We start from the raw sequence: 17,165 nt of genomic DNA on the forward strand, positions 1-17,165 counted from the left end.
GGCGGCGGGCTCAGCGTTTCCGGTTCTCCAGCCAGTCCAGCATGTCCGGCCAGGCGGCATCCCCGACCCCGCGCCGCATCAGCCCGTGATGCCCGATGACTGGCACCCCGAGCTCATCTGGCGTGCAGGTCCGGCGCTGGACCGTGGCCGAGACCAGGTGCCCGGTCAGCTGGTCCATCTGCCGTGGCGAGGCCCACCGGTCATCACTGGCACCGACGGCCAGGATGGGAATCCGGGTTCGGGCTGCACGTTCCCGGGCCTGCATGCTCGGGTCATCGAAGAAGTAGTTGGGTTTCCGGATCCAGCGGCTCCACTCCAGCAAGGCAGCTGTCGGGATGTCCTCGCCCAACCCGAGTTTCTGCCCGGGCATGTAGCCCATGGTCCGGCTGAGCGCCGGTCCCACGATATTCAGTATCGCGGTGACGCGCGCCCGTTCCTGCCACGGGGAGATGGTCCGCGAAGCGGCCACATGGCTGGAGACGATAACCGCTGCCGACAGCGCTTCGGTGCCGTAATCCAGGATCAGCCCATGCCCTCCGATGCTGTGGCCCACTGCGTAGTGCGGGAGGTCGGGGTAGCTCTCGGCCGCCCACCGCGCGACGGCTGGGATATCCTGCTGGATCCAGTCGCGCATCCGCAGGCTGCTGCATTCCTTGGGCGAGCCGGACAGCCCTGTACCCCGGTAGTCGTAGGTCACGGCAATCATTGAGGAGCGCGTCGCCATTTCAGCCAAGGCGCGATAGAACCGCTGCGGGGTGGCGGTCGCCGGATGAATCACCAGCACGCCGCGCGGGTCTTGTGCCGGTTTGAACACCGTGGCCTGGACACTGTCCTTGGCTGTGACGAGAACGCGCACTGCTTCGCTGATGATGCTCTGGGGTTGCATACCGCCATCCTAGCCATATGTTACTCACCAGTAAATACATTCTTCCGCTCGGAATCCACTCGACCAGATCCATCCAGCTTCCGGCCGGTTGATCATTGCTCAATTCCTCTTCCACCAGGGCCATCCTCCGCTTAGGGTAGAAACAGCCATCTGACCTTGCCTGCCATCGGAGCCCCCAGTGCCACTAGCCCTGCCCGAATCCACGCTGCCCCATCCCTCTTCGGCCCCTGCGCTGAATTGGGGCATTCTCGGGCCGGGGTGGATCGCCTCGCAGTTCGCCCAGTCGCTGAACAGCTTGACCGCCAGCCGGATCGGCGCTGTCGGCTCGCGCACCCTGGCCCGCTCCGAGCAGTTCGCGCGCACCTACGGGGATGGGCGAACCCGGGCCTTCGGTTCATACGATGCGGTACTCGACGACCCTGCGGTGGATGCCATCTATATCGCTGTCCCGCACAGCGGCCACGCGGACCTGGCGCTGAAGGCCATCGCCGCGGGCAAGTACGTCCTGGTGGAGAAGCCGATGAGCCTGGATGCCCGGCAAACGGCCCGGATCATCGAGGCGACAAGGGCTGCCGGGGTGTTCGTGATGGAAGCCATGTGGTCGCGTTTCCTGCCGATCGGGAATGTGCTGTCGCAGGTCATCGAGTCCGGAATGCTCGGTCAGGTGATCACCATCCAGGCTGATTTCGGTGCCAGGTTCGAGGTCGACTACAGCTCGCGCATCTACGACCCGGCACTGGGCGGCGGGGCCCTGCTTGATCTCGGCATCTATCCCATTGCCTTCAGCGCCATGGTTTCCCCGGCCAAGCAGCTTCTGCACGCTTCCGGGCGGATGGCCCCGACCGGTGTCGATGCGTCCTTCACCGCGGTGCTGGCCAATGAGGACGGATCCACGGCAACGGTGTTCAGCAGCATCGAGACCGATTCGCCGCAAGGCGCATGGATCGCCGGCACCGAGGGAACGCTGGAGCTGGAGCGTCCGATCTGCTGCGGTTCCGCGCTGGTGCTGCGCAGTGCCGACGGAAAGCTCGTCGACAGCCGCAAGTTCGCCGAAACCTCGCCGGCTGCCGGCTTGGGCTTCGAAGCGGCCCACGTAGCCCGGTGCATCGCCGATGGATTGACCGAGTCGCCGGTCATGCCGCTGGACGAGTCGCTGGCGATTGCCCAGACCATGGATGCGATCGCCGCAAAACTGCGCACCGGCTAGTCAGCGACGCTGCGCCGAGGCCTCCCAGGCGCTGTGCACCATCTGCGCCAGGCTATGGCGCATCCTCCAGTCCAGGTCGCGGGCGGCCAGCTTGCCGTCGGCAACGATGCGCGCCGGATCGCCCGGACGGCGGGCTTCCTCAATAGCGGTGAAGCCGATGCCGGTCACCTCGGCGACCGCATCCATGATCTGCCGCACCGAGACGCCATCACCTGAACCCAGGTTGTAGACCGGCTCCAACGCCTCGCCCGCCTCCAGCTTCCTGGCCGCTTCCACATGCGCCAGCGCGAGGTCGGCGACATGCACGTAGTCGCGCACGCAGGTGCCATCGGGGGTGCCGTAGTCGGTGCCGAAGATCTTCGGGGACTTGCCGGCATTCAACGCCTGGAACACCAGCGGGAACAGGTTGTGCGGACTCGCGTCATAGAGTTCAGCGCTGCCCGACCCAACCACATTGAAGTAGCGCAGCGAAGTGTGCTTCAGCCCGGCGGCCGTCGCCTGGTCGCGGATCATCCACTCCCCCACGAGCTTGCTCTGGCCATACGGGGATTCGGGGAAGGTGCCGGTAGTCTCGGTGACCACATCCTCGGCCGGGGTGCCGTAGACGGCGGCCGATGAGGAGAAGACCATATTGTGCACGCGGGCGGTGGCCATCGCTTCGAGCAGGTGCGCGGTGCCGGTAGCATTCTGCTCGAAGGCCAGCAGCGGGTGCTTCACCGATTCGCCGGCATATTTGTAGCCGGCCAGGTGGATGACTCCGGAGGCTTCGTGGCGCTTCATGATTTCCACGAGCTTTTCGGTCTGCAGGATGCTCAACTGGTAGAACGGCACTTCTTCGGGAACGAAGGAGCGCACCCCGCTGGACATCGAGTCCACGACCACCGGTTCGAACCCCGCCGCCTGCAGCGAACGCACCACGTGGGATCCGATATACCCGGCTCCGCCGGTCACTAGCCAACTCATGCCCTGCCTGCTCCCTCATCTGCGATTACGGTGAAAATGGCCGGCTCGACGTAGCCGGCGCGGTCAAAGGCCTCGCGGACGGCCTGGCTGGCCGGCTCGATCTGCTCGCGCTTGACCAGGGCAATGGCGCTGCCGCCAAAACCGCCACCGGTCATGCGGGCGCCGATGGCTCCGGCCGCCATGGCCGCGTCCACGGCGGCGTCCAGTTCCTCGCTGGAAATCTCGTAGTCGTCGCGCATGGATTCGTGGGACTGGCACAGCAGCTTGCCTACCGCATCCAGGTCCGAGGCGCGCAACGCGGCAACGGCATCGAGCACCCGCCGGTTCTCGGTCACGATGTGCTTGGCGCGGCGCCGGGCCACCGGGTCGGCGATGGCTTCCAGTTCCGCGACGCTGTGCACTTCGCGCAAGGATTCCACCCCCAGCGCGGCGGCGGCCTGCTCGCAGCTGGCACGGCGGGCGGCATAGCCGCCATCCACATGCGAATGCTCGACGCGGGTATCGATGACCAGCACCACCGCGTCGTGCTGCGCCAACGGCAACGGCACTGCCTGCGTTTCCATGGAACGGCAATCCAGGAAGAGCGCGTGCTGGGCCTGGGACATCAGCGAGGCGCTCTGGTCCATGATTCCGGTCGGGGCGCCCACGAATTCGTTCTCGGCCCGCTGGGTCAGCTGGGCCATCTGCACCTTGGTCAGCTGAAGGCCGTAGAGGTCATCCAGCGCCACGATGGTCGCCACTTCCAGGGCATGCGAGGAGGACAGCCCGGAGCCCACCGGGACGTCGGAGTCGACCATCAGTTCCAGCCCGCCGATGCGCACGCCTTCGAGCTGGTTCAGCGCCCACAGCACGGCCGCCGGGTAGGCGGCCCAGCCGGGCACCGCCCGGGGCACCAGTTCCTCGACGGTGATCGAGGTGACCGGCGGTTCGCCGCCTGCTCCGTAGGTGGAGGCGAAGTCCAACACCTGGCTTCCCGGATCCAGCCGCGGCTTGCGGCGCACCGCCACCAGCGCGTTCTTGTCGATGGCGAAGGGCAGCACATAGCCCAGGTTGTAGTCGGTATGCTCGCCAATCAGGTTCACCCGTCCAGGGGCGCGCCAGATGCCTTCGGGCCGGTGGCCGTAGACCTTGGTGAACTTTTCGCGCAGGGCGTTGACCCGCGCCGCGGTTTCCCCGCTTCCGCTGCGGCTCATGGCATGACCTCGCGCAGCCGGGCGGCTGCCTGCTCGGCCGGGACATCGTTGATGAAGGCGCCCATGGCAGCTTCCGAGCCTGCCAGGTACTTCAATTTGCCAGCTGCCCGGCGCGGGCTGGTCAGCTGCAGGTGCAGCCGTGCCGCCTCACGGGCTTCCGCTTCCAGTGGAGCCTGGTGCCAAGCGGCAATATAGGGTGTGGGGGTGTCGTACAGCGCGTCGACTCCGCGCAGCAGATCCCGGTACATCACTGCCAGTTCGGCTTTCTCCTCTTCATTGAGCGCGGCAAGATCCGGCACGTGGCGGTGCGGGACCAGATGGGCTTCCAGCGGCCATCGGGCGGCATAGGGCACGAACACGGAGAAGTGCTCGCCTTGGCGCACCATGCGCGTGCCTTCATTGCGCTCGAAGTCCAGGATGTCTTGCATCAGGGGGCGTCCGGTGTTCGCCAGGTGCGCCACCGCCTGGCCTGCCATCTTGGCGGCGGTCGGGGCCAGGTACGGGTAGGCGTAGATCTGCCCGTGCGGGTGGTGCAGGGTCACGCCGATGTCCTGGCCGCGGTTCTCGAAGACGAAGACCTGCTCGATGCCTTCCATCGCGGATAATGCGGCGGTGCGCTGCGCCCAGGCCTCGATGACGGTGCGTGCCCGGGCGTCATCCAGCGAGGCGAAGGAGCCGGTGTGCTCGGGGGTGAACACCACGACTTCGCAGCGCCCGTAGGCCGGGGCGGGAACCTGCACCGGTGCGGCGGATGGAATCGAACCCAGTGCCGGGCCGAGCGACGGGAAGCGGTTCTCGAAGACCACCACGTTGAAGTCCTCGGCGGGGATTTCGCTCATGCGCCCATTGCCGCTGGGGCATAGCGGGCATTCTTCCTTGGGCGGCAGGTAGGTGCGCGACTGGCGGTGGGCGGCGACCGCCACCCAGTCTCCGGTCAGCCGGTCATAGCGAAGCTCGCCGGGTTCCCCGCGCGGATCCAGCGGCCGGGTATCGACCGCCGGTTCGGGCAGTGCGGTGTTGGCATCGGCGAAGAAGATCGCTTCGCGGCCATCGGCCAGGTGGTGCACCCGGTGGGCTGCTTCATATGCTGCGGAGCCTTGCGGCATGGCCATCTCTCCAATGGGCTAGTGGTGGTGCAAATAGGTAGGCGGCGCGGCGGGCGCGCCTGCGGGTTAGCTCGGCTGGACCGGGCCGATCAGCCAACTGGCGTCGCAGCTGGCGCCCGGGGCCAGCGCGATGACGTCCTGACCTGAGTTGAACCCGCCGGGCGGGCAGGTCATCGGCTCGATGGCCAGGCCGGTGCGGTCAAGCGCCGGGTCATCGCGGTCAGCGGTGTGGATCTGGACCCACGGGCAGGCCGCGTCCCAGCTGATCCGCGCGCCGACGCCCGCAGCGTCGGTGATCGATGCACTGAACAAGCCGTCGGCGCCGGCGGCCAACCCGGTGTACGCATGATCGATGAACAGTTCCCCGATCGGCTTCGGGGTGCGGAAATCCAGCTCCGTGCCGGACACCTCCACCACTTCCTTCGGCAGCAGGCGCGCACCTTCGGTGAGCTGCACCTTGCCGGCATGCAGGGTGAATTCCCAGTCATCCGCCCGGTGGCCCGGGGCAACCAGGTAGGCGTGCGAACCCCAGGCGAAGGGCGCGGTGCCCTGTCCGAGGTTGGTGGCGGTGGCGATGGTGCGCAGGCCGCCGGCTTCCAGCCGGTAGCCGATCACCAGTTGCACCCGGTACGGGTAGCCGCCGCTCGGGGCGATCACTGTGCGCAGCTGGGCGAAGTCCGGGCCGCGTCCGGTGATCTCGAAGTTCTCGTCCAGCACTAGGCCGTGCAGCGCGTGGCCGCGCACCGGCTCGCTGATTCCCAGTTGCAGCTCCCGGCCTTCCCAGTGGTAGGCCCCGTCGATCACCCGGTTGGGCCAGGGGGCAAGGATGGCTCCGGAGAACACCGGGCGCTGGCTATGGGGGTCGAAGGCGCGCACCAGCGGGCGACCGGCATATTCCAGCGACACCAGGGTGGCGCCCACCGTGGCCAGCTGCGCGGTGAAGCCGTGGGCTCGCAGAGTGAACACCGTGCCGTTGGCGGTGTCCTGCGCTGGCAGTGCTTGGCGATCCATGTCGTCATCCTTCATGCGGGGGCAGGGAAACTGTCGGGCATGGGCAGGCCCTCCCGCCACCTCATGCGGGAGGGCCCGTGGCAGCAAGCCGCAGGCTAGTTGCCGGCGCCTGCGCGGCGCTTGTTGTAGATGTCGAAGGCCACTGCCAGCAACAGCACCACGCCCTTGACGATCTGCTGGGTGGACGCGCCGACGCCCATCAGCTGCATGCCGTTGGACAGCACCGCCATCACCAGGCCGCCGACGATCGCTCCGGTCACCCGGCCCACGCCGCCGGTGGTCGAGGCGCCGCCGATGAAGCAGGCGGCGATCGCATCCAGCTCGAACATGTTCCCGGCACCCGGCTGGGCACCGTTGGAGCGCGAGGAGAAGACCACGCCGGCCACACCGGAAAGCAGGCCCATGTTGATGAAGATCCACATGTTGATCTTCTTCACGTTCACGCCCGAGAGCTTCGCGGCGGAGAGGTTGCCGCCGATGGCGTAGACGTGGCGGCCGAAGACGGTCTTGGTGGTCAGCACGTGGTAGCCCAGGATCAGGGCGGCCAGGATGATCAGCACGATCGGCATGCCGCGACTGGTGGCGATCTGCCAGAAGAACCAGAGGATGATGATGCCCGTGACGATGTTCTTGGCCAGGAACATGGCCATGGATTCAACGCTCTGGCCGTACTTCGCGCGGCCGGAGCGGTTGCGCCACTGCGAGACGATCAGGCCGGCTACGGCGATCACGCCGATGATCACGGTGAACAGGTCAAAACCGTTGCCGCCCAGCAGGCCGTTGAGGAAACCGCCGGCGATCTGGCCGTATTCGCCAGGGAATGGCGAGAGCGAAACGTTGCTGAGCACTTCATAGGTCAAACCGCGGAAGAGCAGCATGCCGGCCAGGGTCACGATGAACGCGGGGATCCCGACGTACGCCACCCAGAAGCCCTGCCACACACCGCACAATGCGCCGGTGGCGATGCCGGCAAGCATGCCGACCCACCAAGGCATGTCGCCTTTGATCACCAGTACCGCGGAGACCGCACCGGTCAGGGCGACCAGCGACCCGACGGAGAGGTCGATGTGCCCGGCCACGATCACGATGATCATGCCCAGCGCGAGGATCAGCACGTAGGAGTACTGCAGGATGATGTTGGTGATGTTGATCGGGCTGAGCAGCAGGCCGTTGGTCAGGATGGTGAACAGCACCACGATGAGCACGAAGGCAATGTAGATGCCCGAGGTGCGCAAGTTCTTGGTGAAGATATCCTTCAGCTCGTTTGTGATGGTCATCGGGTGCTTTCCTTCTCGATGGTCATGAGTTCCATGAGGCGTTCCTGGGTGGCTTCGCTGCGCGGCAGCTGGCCGGTCATCCGGCCGTAGGCCAGGGTGTAGATGCGGTCGCAGATGCCCAGCAGCTCGGGCAGTTCGGAGGAGATCACCAGCACCGCCTTGCCGGCGGCGGCCAGCTCGTTGATGATCGTGTAGATCTCGTATTTGGCACCGACGTCGATGCCGCGGGTTGGCTCATCGAGGATCAGCAGCTCGGGGGCGGTGTGCAGCCACTTGCCCAGCACGACCTTCTGCTGGTTGCCGCCCGAGAGGTTGCCGACCTTCGCCATGACGTTGGGGGTCTTGATGCGCATGGACTTGCGGTAGTGCTCGGCGATCTGGATTTCCCTGTTGCCGTCCACGAAGCCCTTCGAGGAGATCTTGCCCAGCCCGGCCGCGGTGGTGTTCACGCGGATGTCCTCGATGAGGTTCAGCCCGAACTTCTTGCGGTCTTCGGAGACGTAGGCGATGCCGGCTCCGATGGCCTTGCCCACCGTGGAGGTGTCCACCGGCTTGCCGCCCATCAGCACGGTGCCGGTGATGTTCCGGCCGTAGCTGTGCCCGAAGATGCTCATCGCCAGTTCGGTGCGCCCGGCGCCCATGAGCCCGGCAATGCCGACGATTTCGCCGGCGCGCACGTCGAGGCTTGCGTGCTCCACCACGGTGCGGTCCTGCTGCACCGGATGCTGGACCGACCAGTCGCGCACCTCGAAGACCACGTCGCCGATCTGCGGCTCGCGCTCCGGATAGCGGGCCGAGAGCTCGCGGCCGACCATGCCGCGGATGATGCGGTTCTGGTTGGAGGCGGGGTCGGCCATGTCCAGGGCCTCGATGGACTGGCCATCGCGGATGATGGTGGTGGTGTTGGCGATGTCCTCGATCTCGCCGAGCTTGTGCGAGATGATGATCGAGGTGATGCCCTGCTCGCGCAGTTCGCGCAGCAGGTTCAGCAGGTGCTCCGAGTCGTCGTCGTTCAGCGCGGCGGTCGGTTCGTCCAGGATCAGCAGCTTCACGTTCTTGCTCAGCGCCTTGGCGATTTCCACCAGCTGCTGCTTGCCGACGCCGAGCTGGCCGACCGGGGTAACCGGCTGCTCGTCCAGGCCCACGCGGGCCAGCAGGTCGGCGGCGCGATGGTTGGTTTCGTTCCAGTCGATGAAGCCGCCGCGGGAGGTCTCGTTGCCGAGGAAGATGTTCTCCGCCACCGAGAGGTAGGGCACCAGGGCCAGCTCCTGGTGGATGATCACGATGCCCTGGTCTTCGGAATCCTTGATGTTCGAGGCCTTGAGCTCCTCGCCCTCGAAAATGATCTTGCCCTCGTAGCTGCCGTGCGGGTAGACCCCGGAGAGCACCTTCATGAGGGTGGATTTGCCGGCGCCGTTCTCTCCGCAGATGGCGTGGATCTCGCCCTTGCTGACCGAAAGGTTGACGCCGTCCAGCGCCTTGACTCCGGGAAAAGTCTTGGTGATGTCCTGCATGTGCAGGATCGTGGTGTCCATAGTGCAGACGTCCTTGGTGTGTGCTGTGAGCGGTGAACCGCGGCGGCGGGAGCGCAGGTTGCCCTCCCGCCACCGTGGTTGCTGCTTGGGCGGCTACTTGGCCTGGCCGGCCTTGACTTCCTCGGCGGTGTAGTACCCGGAGTCGACCAGCAGCGAGGTGATGTTGTCCTTGACCACGATGTCCGAGTTCAGCAGGTACGAGGGAACGACCTTCTTGCCGTTGTCGTAGCTTTCGGTGTCGTTGGCTTCCGGCTCGCCGCCGCCGGCGTAGGCCTTCACTGCCTCGACAGCCTGGGTGGCCAGCTTGCGGGTGTCCTTGAAGATGGTTGCGTACTGCACGCCGTCGTCGATCAGCTTCACCGAGGCGATTTCGGCGTCCTGGCCGGAGATGATCGGCAGGCCGTCCTTGATGGACTTGCCGTAGCCGGCGTTGGACAGGGCGGTGATGATGCCGCGGGAAATACCGTCGAATGGCGAGAGGATGCCGTCGATCTTGGTCTTGCCGCCCTGGTAGTGGGCGGTGATCAGGTCTTCCATGCGCGACTGGGCTTCTTCCTGGCTCCAGCGCAGGGTGGCGGCCTGCTCGATCTTGGTCTGGCCGGACTTGACCGTCAGCGTGCCGTCGTCGAGGTATGGCTTGAGGGTGTCCATGGCGCCCTTCCAGAAGAAGTGCGCGTTGTTGTCGTCGATCGAACCGGCGAAGAGCTCGATGTTGAACTTGCCCTTCTTGTCGGTGCGCTTGCCCTGGTCGTCGGCCAGGCCCATGCCGGTCAGCAGCGAGGTGGCCTGCTGGACACCGACGTTGTAGTTGTCGAAGGTGACGTAGAAGTCCACGTTCTCGGTGCCGTTGATCAGGCGGTCGTAGGAGATGATCGGGATGTTCTGGTCCGCGGCGGCCTGCAGCTGGGTGGACAGCGCGGTGCCGTCGATGGAGGCGACCACCAGGATGTCGCTGCCCTTGGTGATCATCTGGTCGATCTGCTGCTGCTGGGTGGGGATGTCGTCATTCGCGAACTGCAGGTCGACTTCGAAGCCGGCTTCTTCCAGCTGGGACTTGACCGCTTCGCCGTCGGCAATCCAGCGCTCCGACGTCTCGGTTGGCATCGCGACGCCCACCTGGATGTCCTCGGGGGCGGTCGATTTCCCGCCGCCAGCCCCGGCTCCGCCTCCGGCGCCGCTGCCGCTGCAGGCTGCCAATGCGCCGACCAGCGCGAGCGATCCCATGGTCGCCACGGCTTTGCGGGTCCAATTATTCCATGCCATCTTTTCCTCCTTGAAAGGTTGCCATATCTGCGAATGAGACTGGACTCACACCATGTTAGCGATAACACAGTGACTTAGACCACCCTCTGATGAAAATAAATTAAGATTCCTTACTCAGTGGCTCTGCGCACCCAGCACAGGGCGCGCAGGGCCCATTAAAGGGGCCAGTCTGGCTGCTAGAAACCCTGCGCCAAGCGGTAGTAGCTCTGGTTGACACGGATCTGTTGCGCGAAGTTCCGGCGTGTGGTCTCCTCGTCGATGACCAGCAGTTCGGCACCAGCGATCTCCGCGAAGATCTCGAAAGCCTCGATGCCTGCGGCGGTGGACATCACCGTGTGGTGCGCCCCGCCGGCAGCAAGCCAGGACTCAGCAGAGATATTGAAATCAGGCCGCGGACTCCACACCGCGCGGGCTACCGGCAGGTTCGGCAGGTCAGCTGGCGGGGTCACCACGTCCACCACATTGGCGGTCAGCCGGAAGCGCTCGCGCATATCGGCCATGGACACGACCACCGCGCCCTCGGCGGCGTCCGCGCTGAAGACCATGCGCACCGGATCCTCGCGGCCGCCGATGCCCAGTGGGTGGATTTCCACCCTTGGCTTGGAGGTGGTCAGCGACGGGCAGACCTCGAGCATGTGGGCACCGAGGATCAGCTCTTTGCCGGGGGTCAGGTCGTAGGTGTAATCCTCCATCAGCGAGGCTCCGCCCGGCAGGCCCTCGCCCATCACCTTGGCGGCGCGCACCAGCACCGCGGTCTTCCAGTCGCCCTCGGCGCCGAAGCCGTAGCCCTTGCCCATCAGGCGCTGCACGGCCAGGCCAGGCAACTGCTTGAGCCCGCCGAGATCCTCGAAGTTGGTGGTGAAGGCCATGGCGCCGGCTCTGGACAGGAACGCTTCCAGCGCGATTTCCTGGGCAGCGGCATAGCGCAGCGAACCGTGGCGCGCGCCTCCGGCGCGCAGTTCGGGAACCACGTCGTACTCGCGCTCGTACTCGGCGACCAGCGCATCGATGCCGGACTCGGCCACCGCCTTCACGGCCTCGACCAGGTCGTCGACGGCCCAGGTGTTCACCGAGACCCCGAAGCGGATCTCGGCTTCGGTCTTGTCGCCCTCGGTCACCGCGACATTGCGCATGTTGTCGCCGAAGCGGACCAGCTTCAGGTTCTGCACGGCGTTGAAACCGGCAGCGCCGCGGATCCAGGTGCCCACGCGGCGGGTGACCGCGGGATTGGAGACGTGGCCGACCACCGTGGTGCGCGCGGCGCCCAGGCGGGTGGCCAGGTAGGCGTATTCGCGGTCGCCGTGCGCAGCCTGGTTCAGGTTCATGAAGTCGAAGTCGATCGAATCCCAGGGCAGTTCGACATTTGCCTGGGTGTGCAGGTGCAGCAGCGGCCTCTGGAGGGCCTTCAGGCCATTGATCCACATCTTCGCCGGGCTGAAGGTGTGCATCCAGGTGATCACGCCCAGCACGTTCTCATCCGAGTTGGCCTCCAGCATCGCGCGGCGGATCGACTCGGAGTCCTTCAGCACCGGCTTCCAGATGATCTTCGCCGGGACATCGGCGGACGCATCCAGCGCCTGCGCCACCTCGGTGGACTGCTGCGCCACCTGGCGCAGGGTGTCCTCGCCGTACAGGTCCTGGCTGCCGGTGAAGAACCAGATTTCCTTGTCGTTATATGCCTTGGCCATGATGTCCTTACTGTCCGTAGACGTTCTGGTAGCGCTCGTAGAGCGAGTCGATCTTCGCGGGGTCAATGGGCTGCGGGTCCCCGAGCTGCTGGGCGATATGCACAGTGCGGGCCACTTCCTCGCACATCACCGCAGCCTTGACTGCAGCCCGGGCATCCTTGCCGATGGTGAATGGCCCGTGGTTGGCCATGAGCACCGCGGGGCTGCGGGATTCGCGCAGCGTGGAGACAATGCCGCGGCCGATCGAGTCGTCGCCGATGATGGCGAAAGGGCCCACCGGGATTGGTCCGCCGAATTCGTCGGCCATCATGGTCAGCACGCAGGGGATTTCCTCGCCGCGCGCTGCCCACGCGGTGGCGTAGGTGGAGTGGGTGTGCACCACGCCGCCGACTTCCGGCATGTGCTCATACGTGTAGGCATGGGCGGCGGTATCCGAGGACGGCGCATGCTCGCCCTCAAGCAGCTTGCCGTCGATGGTGCACACCACCATCGATTCAGGGGTCAAGTCGTCATAGAAAACCCCCGACGGCTTGATCACGAACAGATCTGCGCTGCCATCGGTGATCTGCGGATGGCGCACGCGCTGGGAGACGTTGCCTGCGGTCCAGACCACCAGCTCGTAGCGCGGCAATTCGGCGTGCAGGCTGGCAACTGCCTGCCGGACCGCGGCCACCTCGTCTTGCATCGATTGCGGATAATCCGCCAGCGACTTGAGCTCACTCATGTTTTCTTGGCTTTCTGCTGGGAACTTAAAGGGCGGCGATGGCCGCACGCTGGATGGCCAATCCGGATTCATAGTTCTGCAGCCAGGCGTTGTAGCCGACCACATCTTCAGGCAATGGGGCCGCGCCCTTGGTCTTGGCCTCGGCGAAGACCAGCTCGTCCAGATAGGAATCCAAGCTGGCCTGCGGGTTCGCTTCGATGAACTGGCGGAAACTTGCCAGCACCGCGATGCCCCACGGCCCGCCGTGGCCGGCAGTTTCCGAGACGCTCACTTCGGTGTCCAGCGCGGCGGCCAGGAAGCGCTGGGCCACCCCGGCGGTGCGGAAGATGCCGCCATGGGCATTGAGCTTTTCCACCCGCACGCCCTGCGCGGCCAGCACCTTCATGCCCAGGCTCAAGGTGGCGAACATGCCGTAGACCTGGGCGCGCATCAGGTTGGCCAGGGTCAATGCGGAGTCCGGGGTGCGGATGACCAGCGGCCGCCCTTGCTCCAGGCCGGTGACCGGCTCGCCGGACAGGTTGTTATAGGCCAGCAGGCCCGCCCCATCGGCCTGGCCGTCCAGCGCCGAGCCGAGCAGCGCCTCGAAGATATGGTCGCTGGAGGCATCCACGCCCAGCGCCTTCGCGAACTCGCCGAACACGCCGGCCCAGACGCCGATCTCGCTTGCGCCGTTATTGCAGTGGACCATGGCGACGCTGTCGCCGGCCGGGGTGGTGACCACATCGATTTCGTGGTGCACTCCGGCCAGCGGCCGCTCCAGCACCAGCATCGCGAAGATCGAGGTGCCGGCCGAGACGTTGCCGGTGCGCACGGCCACCGAGTTGGTGGCCACCATACCGGTTCCGGCATCGCCTTCGGGCGGGCAGAACGGGGTGCCGGGCTGCAGCTGGCCGGTGGGATCGAGCAGGCGGGCGCCGGCTACGCTCAGGTTTCCTGCCGCCGCGCCGGCTGGCAGGACTGCCGGCAGCAGCTCGGCCAGGGTGCATGTGGCCTGGTAGGACGCTGAGATCTCGTCGAAGGCGTCGAGCATCGCGGCGTCGTAGGTGCCGGTCGCGGTGTCGATGGGGAACATGCCCGAGGCATCACCGATCCCCAGCACCTTCTCGCCGGTGAGCAGCGTGTGGACATAGCCAGCCAAGGTGGTAAAGTGCCGGACCTGCGGCACATGCTCCTCGCCATCGATCATGGCCTGGAAGTAGTGGGCAACGGACCAGCGCAGCGGGATGTTGACACCCAAGGCTCCGGTCAGCCGCTCGGCGGCCACCCGTGTGTTGGTGTTGCGCCAGGTGCGGAAGGGAACCAGCAGTTCGCCGTCCTGGCCAAAGGCCAGGTAGCCGTGCATCATGGCCGAGACGCCCATCGAGGCGAAGCTGCTGGGCGCAACGCCGTAGCGCTGGCGGCAGTCGGCAAGCACGGCGGCGAAGCACTGCTGCAGGCCGGTGCGGATGGCATCCAGCGAGTAGGTCCACAGCTGGTCTTCGAACTGGTTGTCCCACTGGTGGCTTCCGCTGGCCAGCTGCTGGAAGTCCGGGCCGATCAGGCTGGCCTTGATGTTGGTGGAGCCCAGTTCGACGCCGAGCACGGTTTGGCCGCTGGTGATGAGCTGGGCTGCTGTTGCATCCTGGGGCGCGGTGGCCATGAACTCTCCGTCCTGAGGCCCAGCTTGGTGGGCAGCGTCTTTGCATCGCCAGCAGCACTCCGAGGGCATTCGGAAAATTGCCGGCAGGAACTTCGAAGTAATGTTAGCGCTAACATTTCGTGATGCGCAACACCCGATTTCGAGATACTGCCAACTAGAACAGAATTACTGGGACTTCGGCGGAGCCGTGCTTGCCCGCATGACCAGCGTTGGAGCGATCACCTTTGGAGATTTAACGGCGGTGTCACCTTCGAGCAATTCCGTGAGTGCCGCATGCCCTACGTCCCTGAATGGCTGCCGAACGGTGGTCAGCGATGGAATGAGGAAATTCGAAATCTGCAGATCGTCAAAACCGATCACCGAGACATCGGTTGGCACATCCAGCCCGGCTTCCCAGAAGGCGCGCAGAATTCCAGTGGCGAGATAGTCATTCGCGGCGAAGACTGCCGTCACTTCCCCGACGCGCACCGAGTCAACCAGTCTCTTGCCCGCCTCGTATCCGCTGGGCGCCAGCCATGATTCGGCGGGCACTTCAATAATCGACGCCTTGGCTTCGAGCATTTTTTCCTGCCAGCCGATTTGGCGCTCGGTTGCGTCGAACCAGCCGGTTGGTCCGGAGACGTGGGCGATTTTGCAATGGCCTAATGCCAGGAGGTGTCCGGTAGCCAGGCGTGCGCCTTCGCGCTGGTCAACATAGACGTAGCGGGCCGGATCCGAAGCGGGAACACTGGTGCGGGCGGCGACAACCACCACTGGGATCTTGAGCGCCGCATCATCCAAGGCGTCAATGACCTTTTCGAACGGCGCGACCATCACCACGCCGTCAACTCCTTGGTCAACCAGGTGGTTCAAGGCTTCGGTTGCACTGTGAGCGTCGTAGCGATCCAATGCGGTCACGCTCACGAAGTAGCCTTGCGCGCGGGCTGCTGCTTCGATGGCCAGCACAGTTGACTGCGGTCCGAAAAACTCGCTGCCGATGGTCAGAATCCCAATGGTGCTGGAGTGCGATGTCGCCAACGCACGGGCAGCTCGATTGCGGCGATACCCGAGTTTGCGGATCGCTTCCATGACCTGGTCGCGCGTTCCGGACCTGACATTCGGGTGGTTGTTGAGCACACGGGAGACAGTCTGGTGCGACACCCCTGCCACGGCCGCTACATCCGCCATTGACGGTGGCCTTTTATCTGGGTGCCCTTCACCGGGCTGAGCAATGTTCACAACGGTCATTATTGCAAAGATGACTGGAAGCACCAGAAAGAACCCACATCTCTGCCCGCACACCAACAGAAGGTCGCGAAGTCGTGGAATTCGACAAACTGTCATCGATTACCCGCGTCAAGCTTCAGCAGGCCGCCGTTGGCAACTACGAAAAATCCACTAGCTCAGGCATCACAGAATCCCCACGAATCACACATGAGATAAATTATTAATTTACATGACTGGTCTATAGGTACTGTACAAATTATTAAGTTGACAGCGCCTTATACGCGTAGATGTATTCAATACAAGTATTGTACTTACTTCAAAACCTCGATCAACACGACAGGAAACTTGTTGCGTAGAACTATATCTTCAGCACTAGTTCTAGCTGCACTCGGGAGCCTAACTCTCGGCTTGACGGTACCGGCATCTGCTGCCGAACTAAGAAACGATCTACATGAGAATCAGGTCTCAGATGCCTACGCTTCTCTGGCTTCCCTTGCTGCCGACAATCGCATCGATGCTTCAAGCGCCGCTCTTCCAACCGTGGCAACCGACGGCACATCATCGGAGCTTCAGAACGGCTCCGTCGGACTAAAGACTGAAACCGGCGGCGCTTCATACACTGATAACGGCATTGCGACCACATCAGACTCTCACCAGATTGTTTATCAGGCGTTATCTAATGGTGACGCTCGGGCAGTGATTCACATCGATTCGCCGGAATCCCCAAGGGAATACCCCTTTGAATTGACGGGAAACTTTGACCGCATCGTTAAGAAACACGATGGAGGTATCGAGGCATTAGACAAACATGAAAATATTGTTGCTTCTATTGACCGCCCCTGGGCCTATGATGCTGATGGGACCGCAGTACCTACACACTTTGAGGTTCATGGAAAAACAATTACGCAAGTCGTCGAGCATAATGAGTCCTTTAAATACGGGATCGTAGCAGACCCAACACTCCGCGAACACATTAAGAAAGTAATAGCGGGCTGCCTAGGGATTCAGCCAGGAACGTTCACCGTATGGGGTGTCTTGGAAGCAACTTTCTCGAGCTGGGACAAAGCGGTCAAATTCTTAGTTCGCCGAATCGGCGTCCTTGCCGCAGTCACGTGCCTCGGTGGCATCGTGTATCAATACCTATAAACCCGGAAAAAGGGGTGGAACCATGTTCACTTGGCTCGGAATCAAAAACTCAGGCAAGCGAAACCCAAATACGCAATTCTTCGGTCTTGCCTCGCGCCGTAGCATCACAATTGTGTTGCTCACGTCGATCGCCGTGTTTTCAATCGTGAGGTTTACTCTCGCTTATCTTATGCCTTCGGAATATGACAAGGACATTTTCCTTTCAGTACTACCTTCAACGTTCGGTTTAATCGTGACGTTGCTATACATCACTGTTCTGGAACGTATTATTCGAGATAGAAATTTGCGCCAAAAGTGACACCTCTTGCGTGTGTATTCAGG

At 63.9% G+C, this 17,165-nt stretch carries 14 protein-coding genes; 2 read left to right on the forward strand and 12 right to left on the reverse strand.

Annotation, left to right across the window (positions count from 1 at the left end):
• Positions 1-10: 10 nt before the first annotated feature.
• Positions 11-886: a serine aminopeptidase domain-containing protein gene (locus ACLQ8T_RS15985; RefSeq protein WP_204719649.1), complete on the reverse strand. Its 876-nt coding sequence runs from the start codon at positions 884-886 to the stop codon at positions 11-13.
• Between the two features lie 178 nt (positions 887-1,064).
• On the opposite strand from ACLQ8T_RS15985, the gene ACLQ8T_RS15990 reads away from it, so the two are divergent.
• Complete coding sequence (locus tag ACLQ8T_RS15990) at positions 1,065-2,093, forward strand: Gfo/Idh/MocA family oxidoreductase (protein WP_204719651.1); 1,029 nt, start codon at positions 1,065-1,067, stop codon at positions 2,091-2,093.
• On the opposite strand, the gene galE is transcribed toward ACLQ8T_RS15990, so the two are convergent.
• The 11 genes from galE to ACLQ8T_RS16045 all read right to left on the reverse strand — a co-directional run bounded on the left by galE (position 2,094) and on the right by ACLQ8T_RS16045 (position 15,659).
• The gene (gene galE, locus ACLQ8T_RS15995) at positions 2,094-3,056 is read right to left on the reverse strand and encodes a UDP-glucose 4-epimerase GalE (protein WP_204719653.1); all 963 of its coding nucleotides are present in this window, start codon (positions 3,054-3,056) and stop codon (positions 2,094-2,096) included.
• A complete protein-coding gene (galK, locus tag ACLQ8T_RS16000; protein WP_413455268.1) occupies positions 3,053-4,249 on the reverse strand; it encodes a galactokinase in 1,197 nt (398 codons plus the stop codon). Before galK ends, galE begins: the two co-directional genes overlap by 4 nt.
• Positions 4,246-5,361, reverse strand: a complete 1,116-nt coding sequence (gene galT / locus ACLQ8T_RS16005; RefSeq protein ID WP_413455269.1) for a galactose-1-phosphate uridylyltransferase — start codon at positions 5,359-5,361, stop codon at positions 4,246-4,248. Before galT ends, galK begins: the two co-directional genes overlap by 4 nt.
• A gap of 60 nt (positions 5,362-5,421) precedes the next feature.
• Positions 5,422-6,366, reverse strand: a complete 945-nt coding sequence (locus ACLQ8T_RS16010; protein ID WP_413455270.1) for an aldose 1-epimerase family protein — start codon at positions 6,364-6,366, stop codon at positions 5,422-5,424.
• Between the two features lie 95 nt (positions 6,367-6,461).
• Positions 6,462-7,643: a multiple monosaccharide ABC transporter permease gene (gene mmsB, locus ACLQ8T_RS16015; RefSeq protein WP_413455271.1), complete on the reverse strand. Its 1,182-nt coding sequence runs from the start codon at positions 7,641-7,643 to the stop codon at positions 6,462-6,464.
• Positions 7,640-9,178 carry a multiple monosaccharide ABC transporter ATP-binding protein gene (mmsA, locus tag ACLQ8T_RS16020; RefSeq protein ID WP_204719663.1) on the reverse strand — a complete coding sequence of 513 codons (1,539 nt, stop codon included), beginning with the start codon at positions 9,176-9,178 and terminating at the stop codon, positions 7,640-7,642. The genes mmsB and mmsA overlap by 4 nt, the downstream gene beginning before the upstream one ends.
• A gap of 93 nt (positions 9,179-9,271) precedes the next feature.
• Positions 9,272-10,441, reverse strand: coding sequence for a multiple monosaccharide ABC transporter substrate-binding protein (chvE, locus tag ACLQ8T_RS16025; protein WP_413455272.1), 1,170 nt, complete (start codon positions 10,439-10,441; stop codon positions 9,272-9,274).
• Positions 10,442-10,617: 176 nt separating this feature from the next.
• Entirely contained in the window at positions 10,618-12,129 is a 1,512-nt protein-coding gene (araA, locus tag ACLQ8T_RS16030) for an L-arabinose isomerase (protein ID WP_413455273.1), read from the reverse strand.
• A 7-nt stretch (positions 12,130-12,136) separates the two neighbouring features.
• Entirely contained in the window at positions 12,137-12,853 is a 717-nt protein-coding gene (locus ACLQ8T_RS16035; RefSeq protein ID WP_413455274.1) for an L-ribulose-5-phosphate 4-epimerase, read from the reverse strand.
• A 25-nt stretch (positions 12,854-12,878) separates the two neighbouring features.
• Positions 12,879-14,492 (reverse strand): xylulokinase, encoded by a 1,614-nt coding sequence (locus ACLQ8T_RS16040; RefSeq protein ID WP_413455275.1) that lies wholly within the window; start codon positions 14,490-14,492, stop codon positions 12,879-12,881.
• A gap of 165 nt (positions 14,493-14,657) precedes the next feature.
• The gene (locus ACLQ8T_RS16045) at positions 14,658-15,659 is read right to left on the reverse strand and encodes a substrate-binding domain-containing protein (protein ID WP_413455276.1); all 1,002 of its coding nucleotides are present in this window, start codon (positions 15,657-15,659) and stop codon (positions 14,658-14,660) included.
• Positions 15,660-16,106: 447 nt separating this feature from the next.
• Here ACLQ8T_RS16045 and ACLQ8T_RS16050 point away from each other — a divergent pair, with 447 nt between their 5' ends.
• Complete coding sequence (locus ACLQ8T_RS16050; protein ID WP_162989390.1) at positions 16,107-16,844, forward strand: hypothetical protein; 738 nt, start codon at positions 16,107-16,109, stop codon at positions 16,842-16,844.
• Positions 16,845-17,165 lie beyond the last annotated feature (321 nt).

Source organism: Glutamicibacter sp. FR1 (genome assembly GCF_047300825.1).
In the GTDB taxonomy this organism is placed as follows: domain Bacteria; phylum Actinomycetota; class Actinomycetes; order Actinomycetales; family Micrococcaceae; genus Glutamicibacter; species Glutamicibacter nicotianae.

Coding starts and splice junctions, on each gene's coding strand:
- ACLQ8T_RS15985 (WP_204719649.1), bottom strand. CDS start 886: ATGCAACCCCAGAGCATCATCAGCGAAGCAGTGCGCGTTCTCGTCACA.
- galE (WP_204719653.1), bottom strand. CDS start 3,056: ATGAGTTGGCTAGTGACCGGCGGAGCCGGGTATATCGGATCCCACGTG.
- galK (WP_413455268.1), bottom strand. CDS start 4,249: ATGAGCCGCAGCGGAAGCGGGGAAACCGCGGCGCGGGTCAACGCCCTG.
- galT (WP_413455269.1), bottom strand. CDS start 5,361: ATGGCCATGCCGCAAGGCTCCGCAGCATATGAAGCAGCCCACCGGGTG.
- ACLQ8T_RS16010 (WP_413455270.1), bottom strand. CDS start 6,366: ATGGATCGCCAAGCACTGCCAGCGCAGGACACCGCCAACGGCACGGTG.
- mmsB (WP_413455271.1), bottom strand. CDS start 7,643: ATGACCATCACAAACGAGCTGAAGGATATCTTCACCAAGAACTTGCGC.
- mmsA (WP_204719663.1), bottom strand. CDS start 9,178: ATGGACACCACGATCCTGCACATGCAGGACATCACCAAGACTTTTCCC.
- chvE (WP_413455272.1), bottom strand. CDS start 10,441: ATGGCATGGAATAATTGGACCCGCAAAGCCGTGGCGACCATGGGATCG.
- araA (WP_413455273.1), bottom strand. CDS start 12,129: ATGGCCAAGGCATATAACGACAAGGAAATCTGGTTCTTCACCGGCAGC.
- ACLQ8T_RS16035 (WP_413455274.1), bottom strand. CDS start 12,853: ATGAGTGAGCTCAAGTCGCTGGCGGATTATCCGCAATCGATGCAAGAC.
- ACLQ8T_RS16040 (WP_413455275.1), bottom strand. CDS start 14,492: ATGGCCACCGCGCCCCAGGATGCAACAGCAGCCCAGCTCATCACCAGC.
- ACLQ8T_RS16045 (WP_413455276.1), bottom strand. CDS start 15,659: ATGGCGGATGTAGCGGCCGTGGCAGGGGTGTCGCACCAGACTGTCTCC.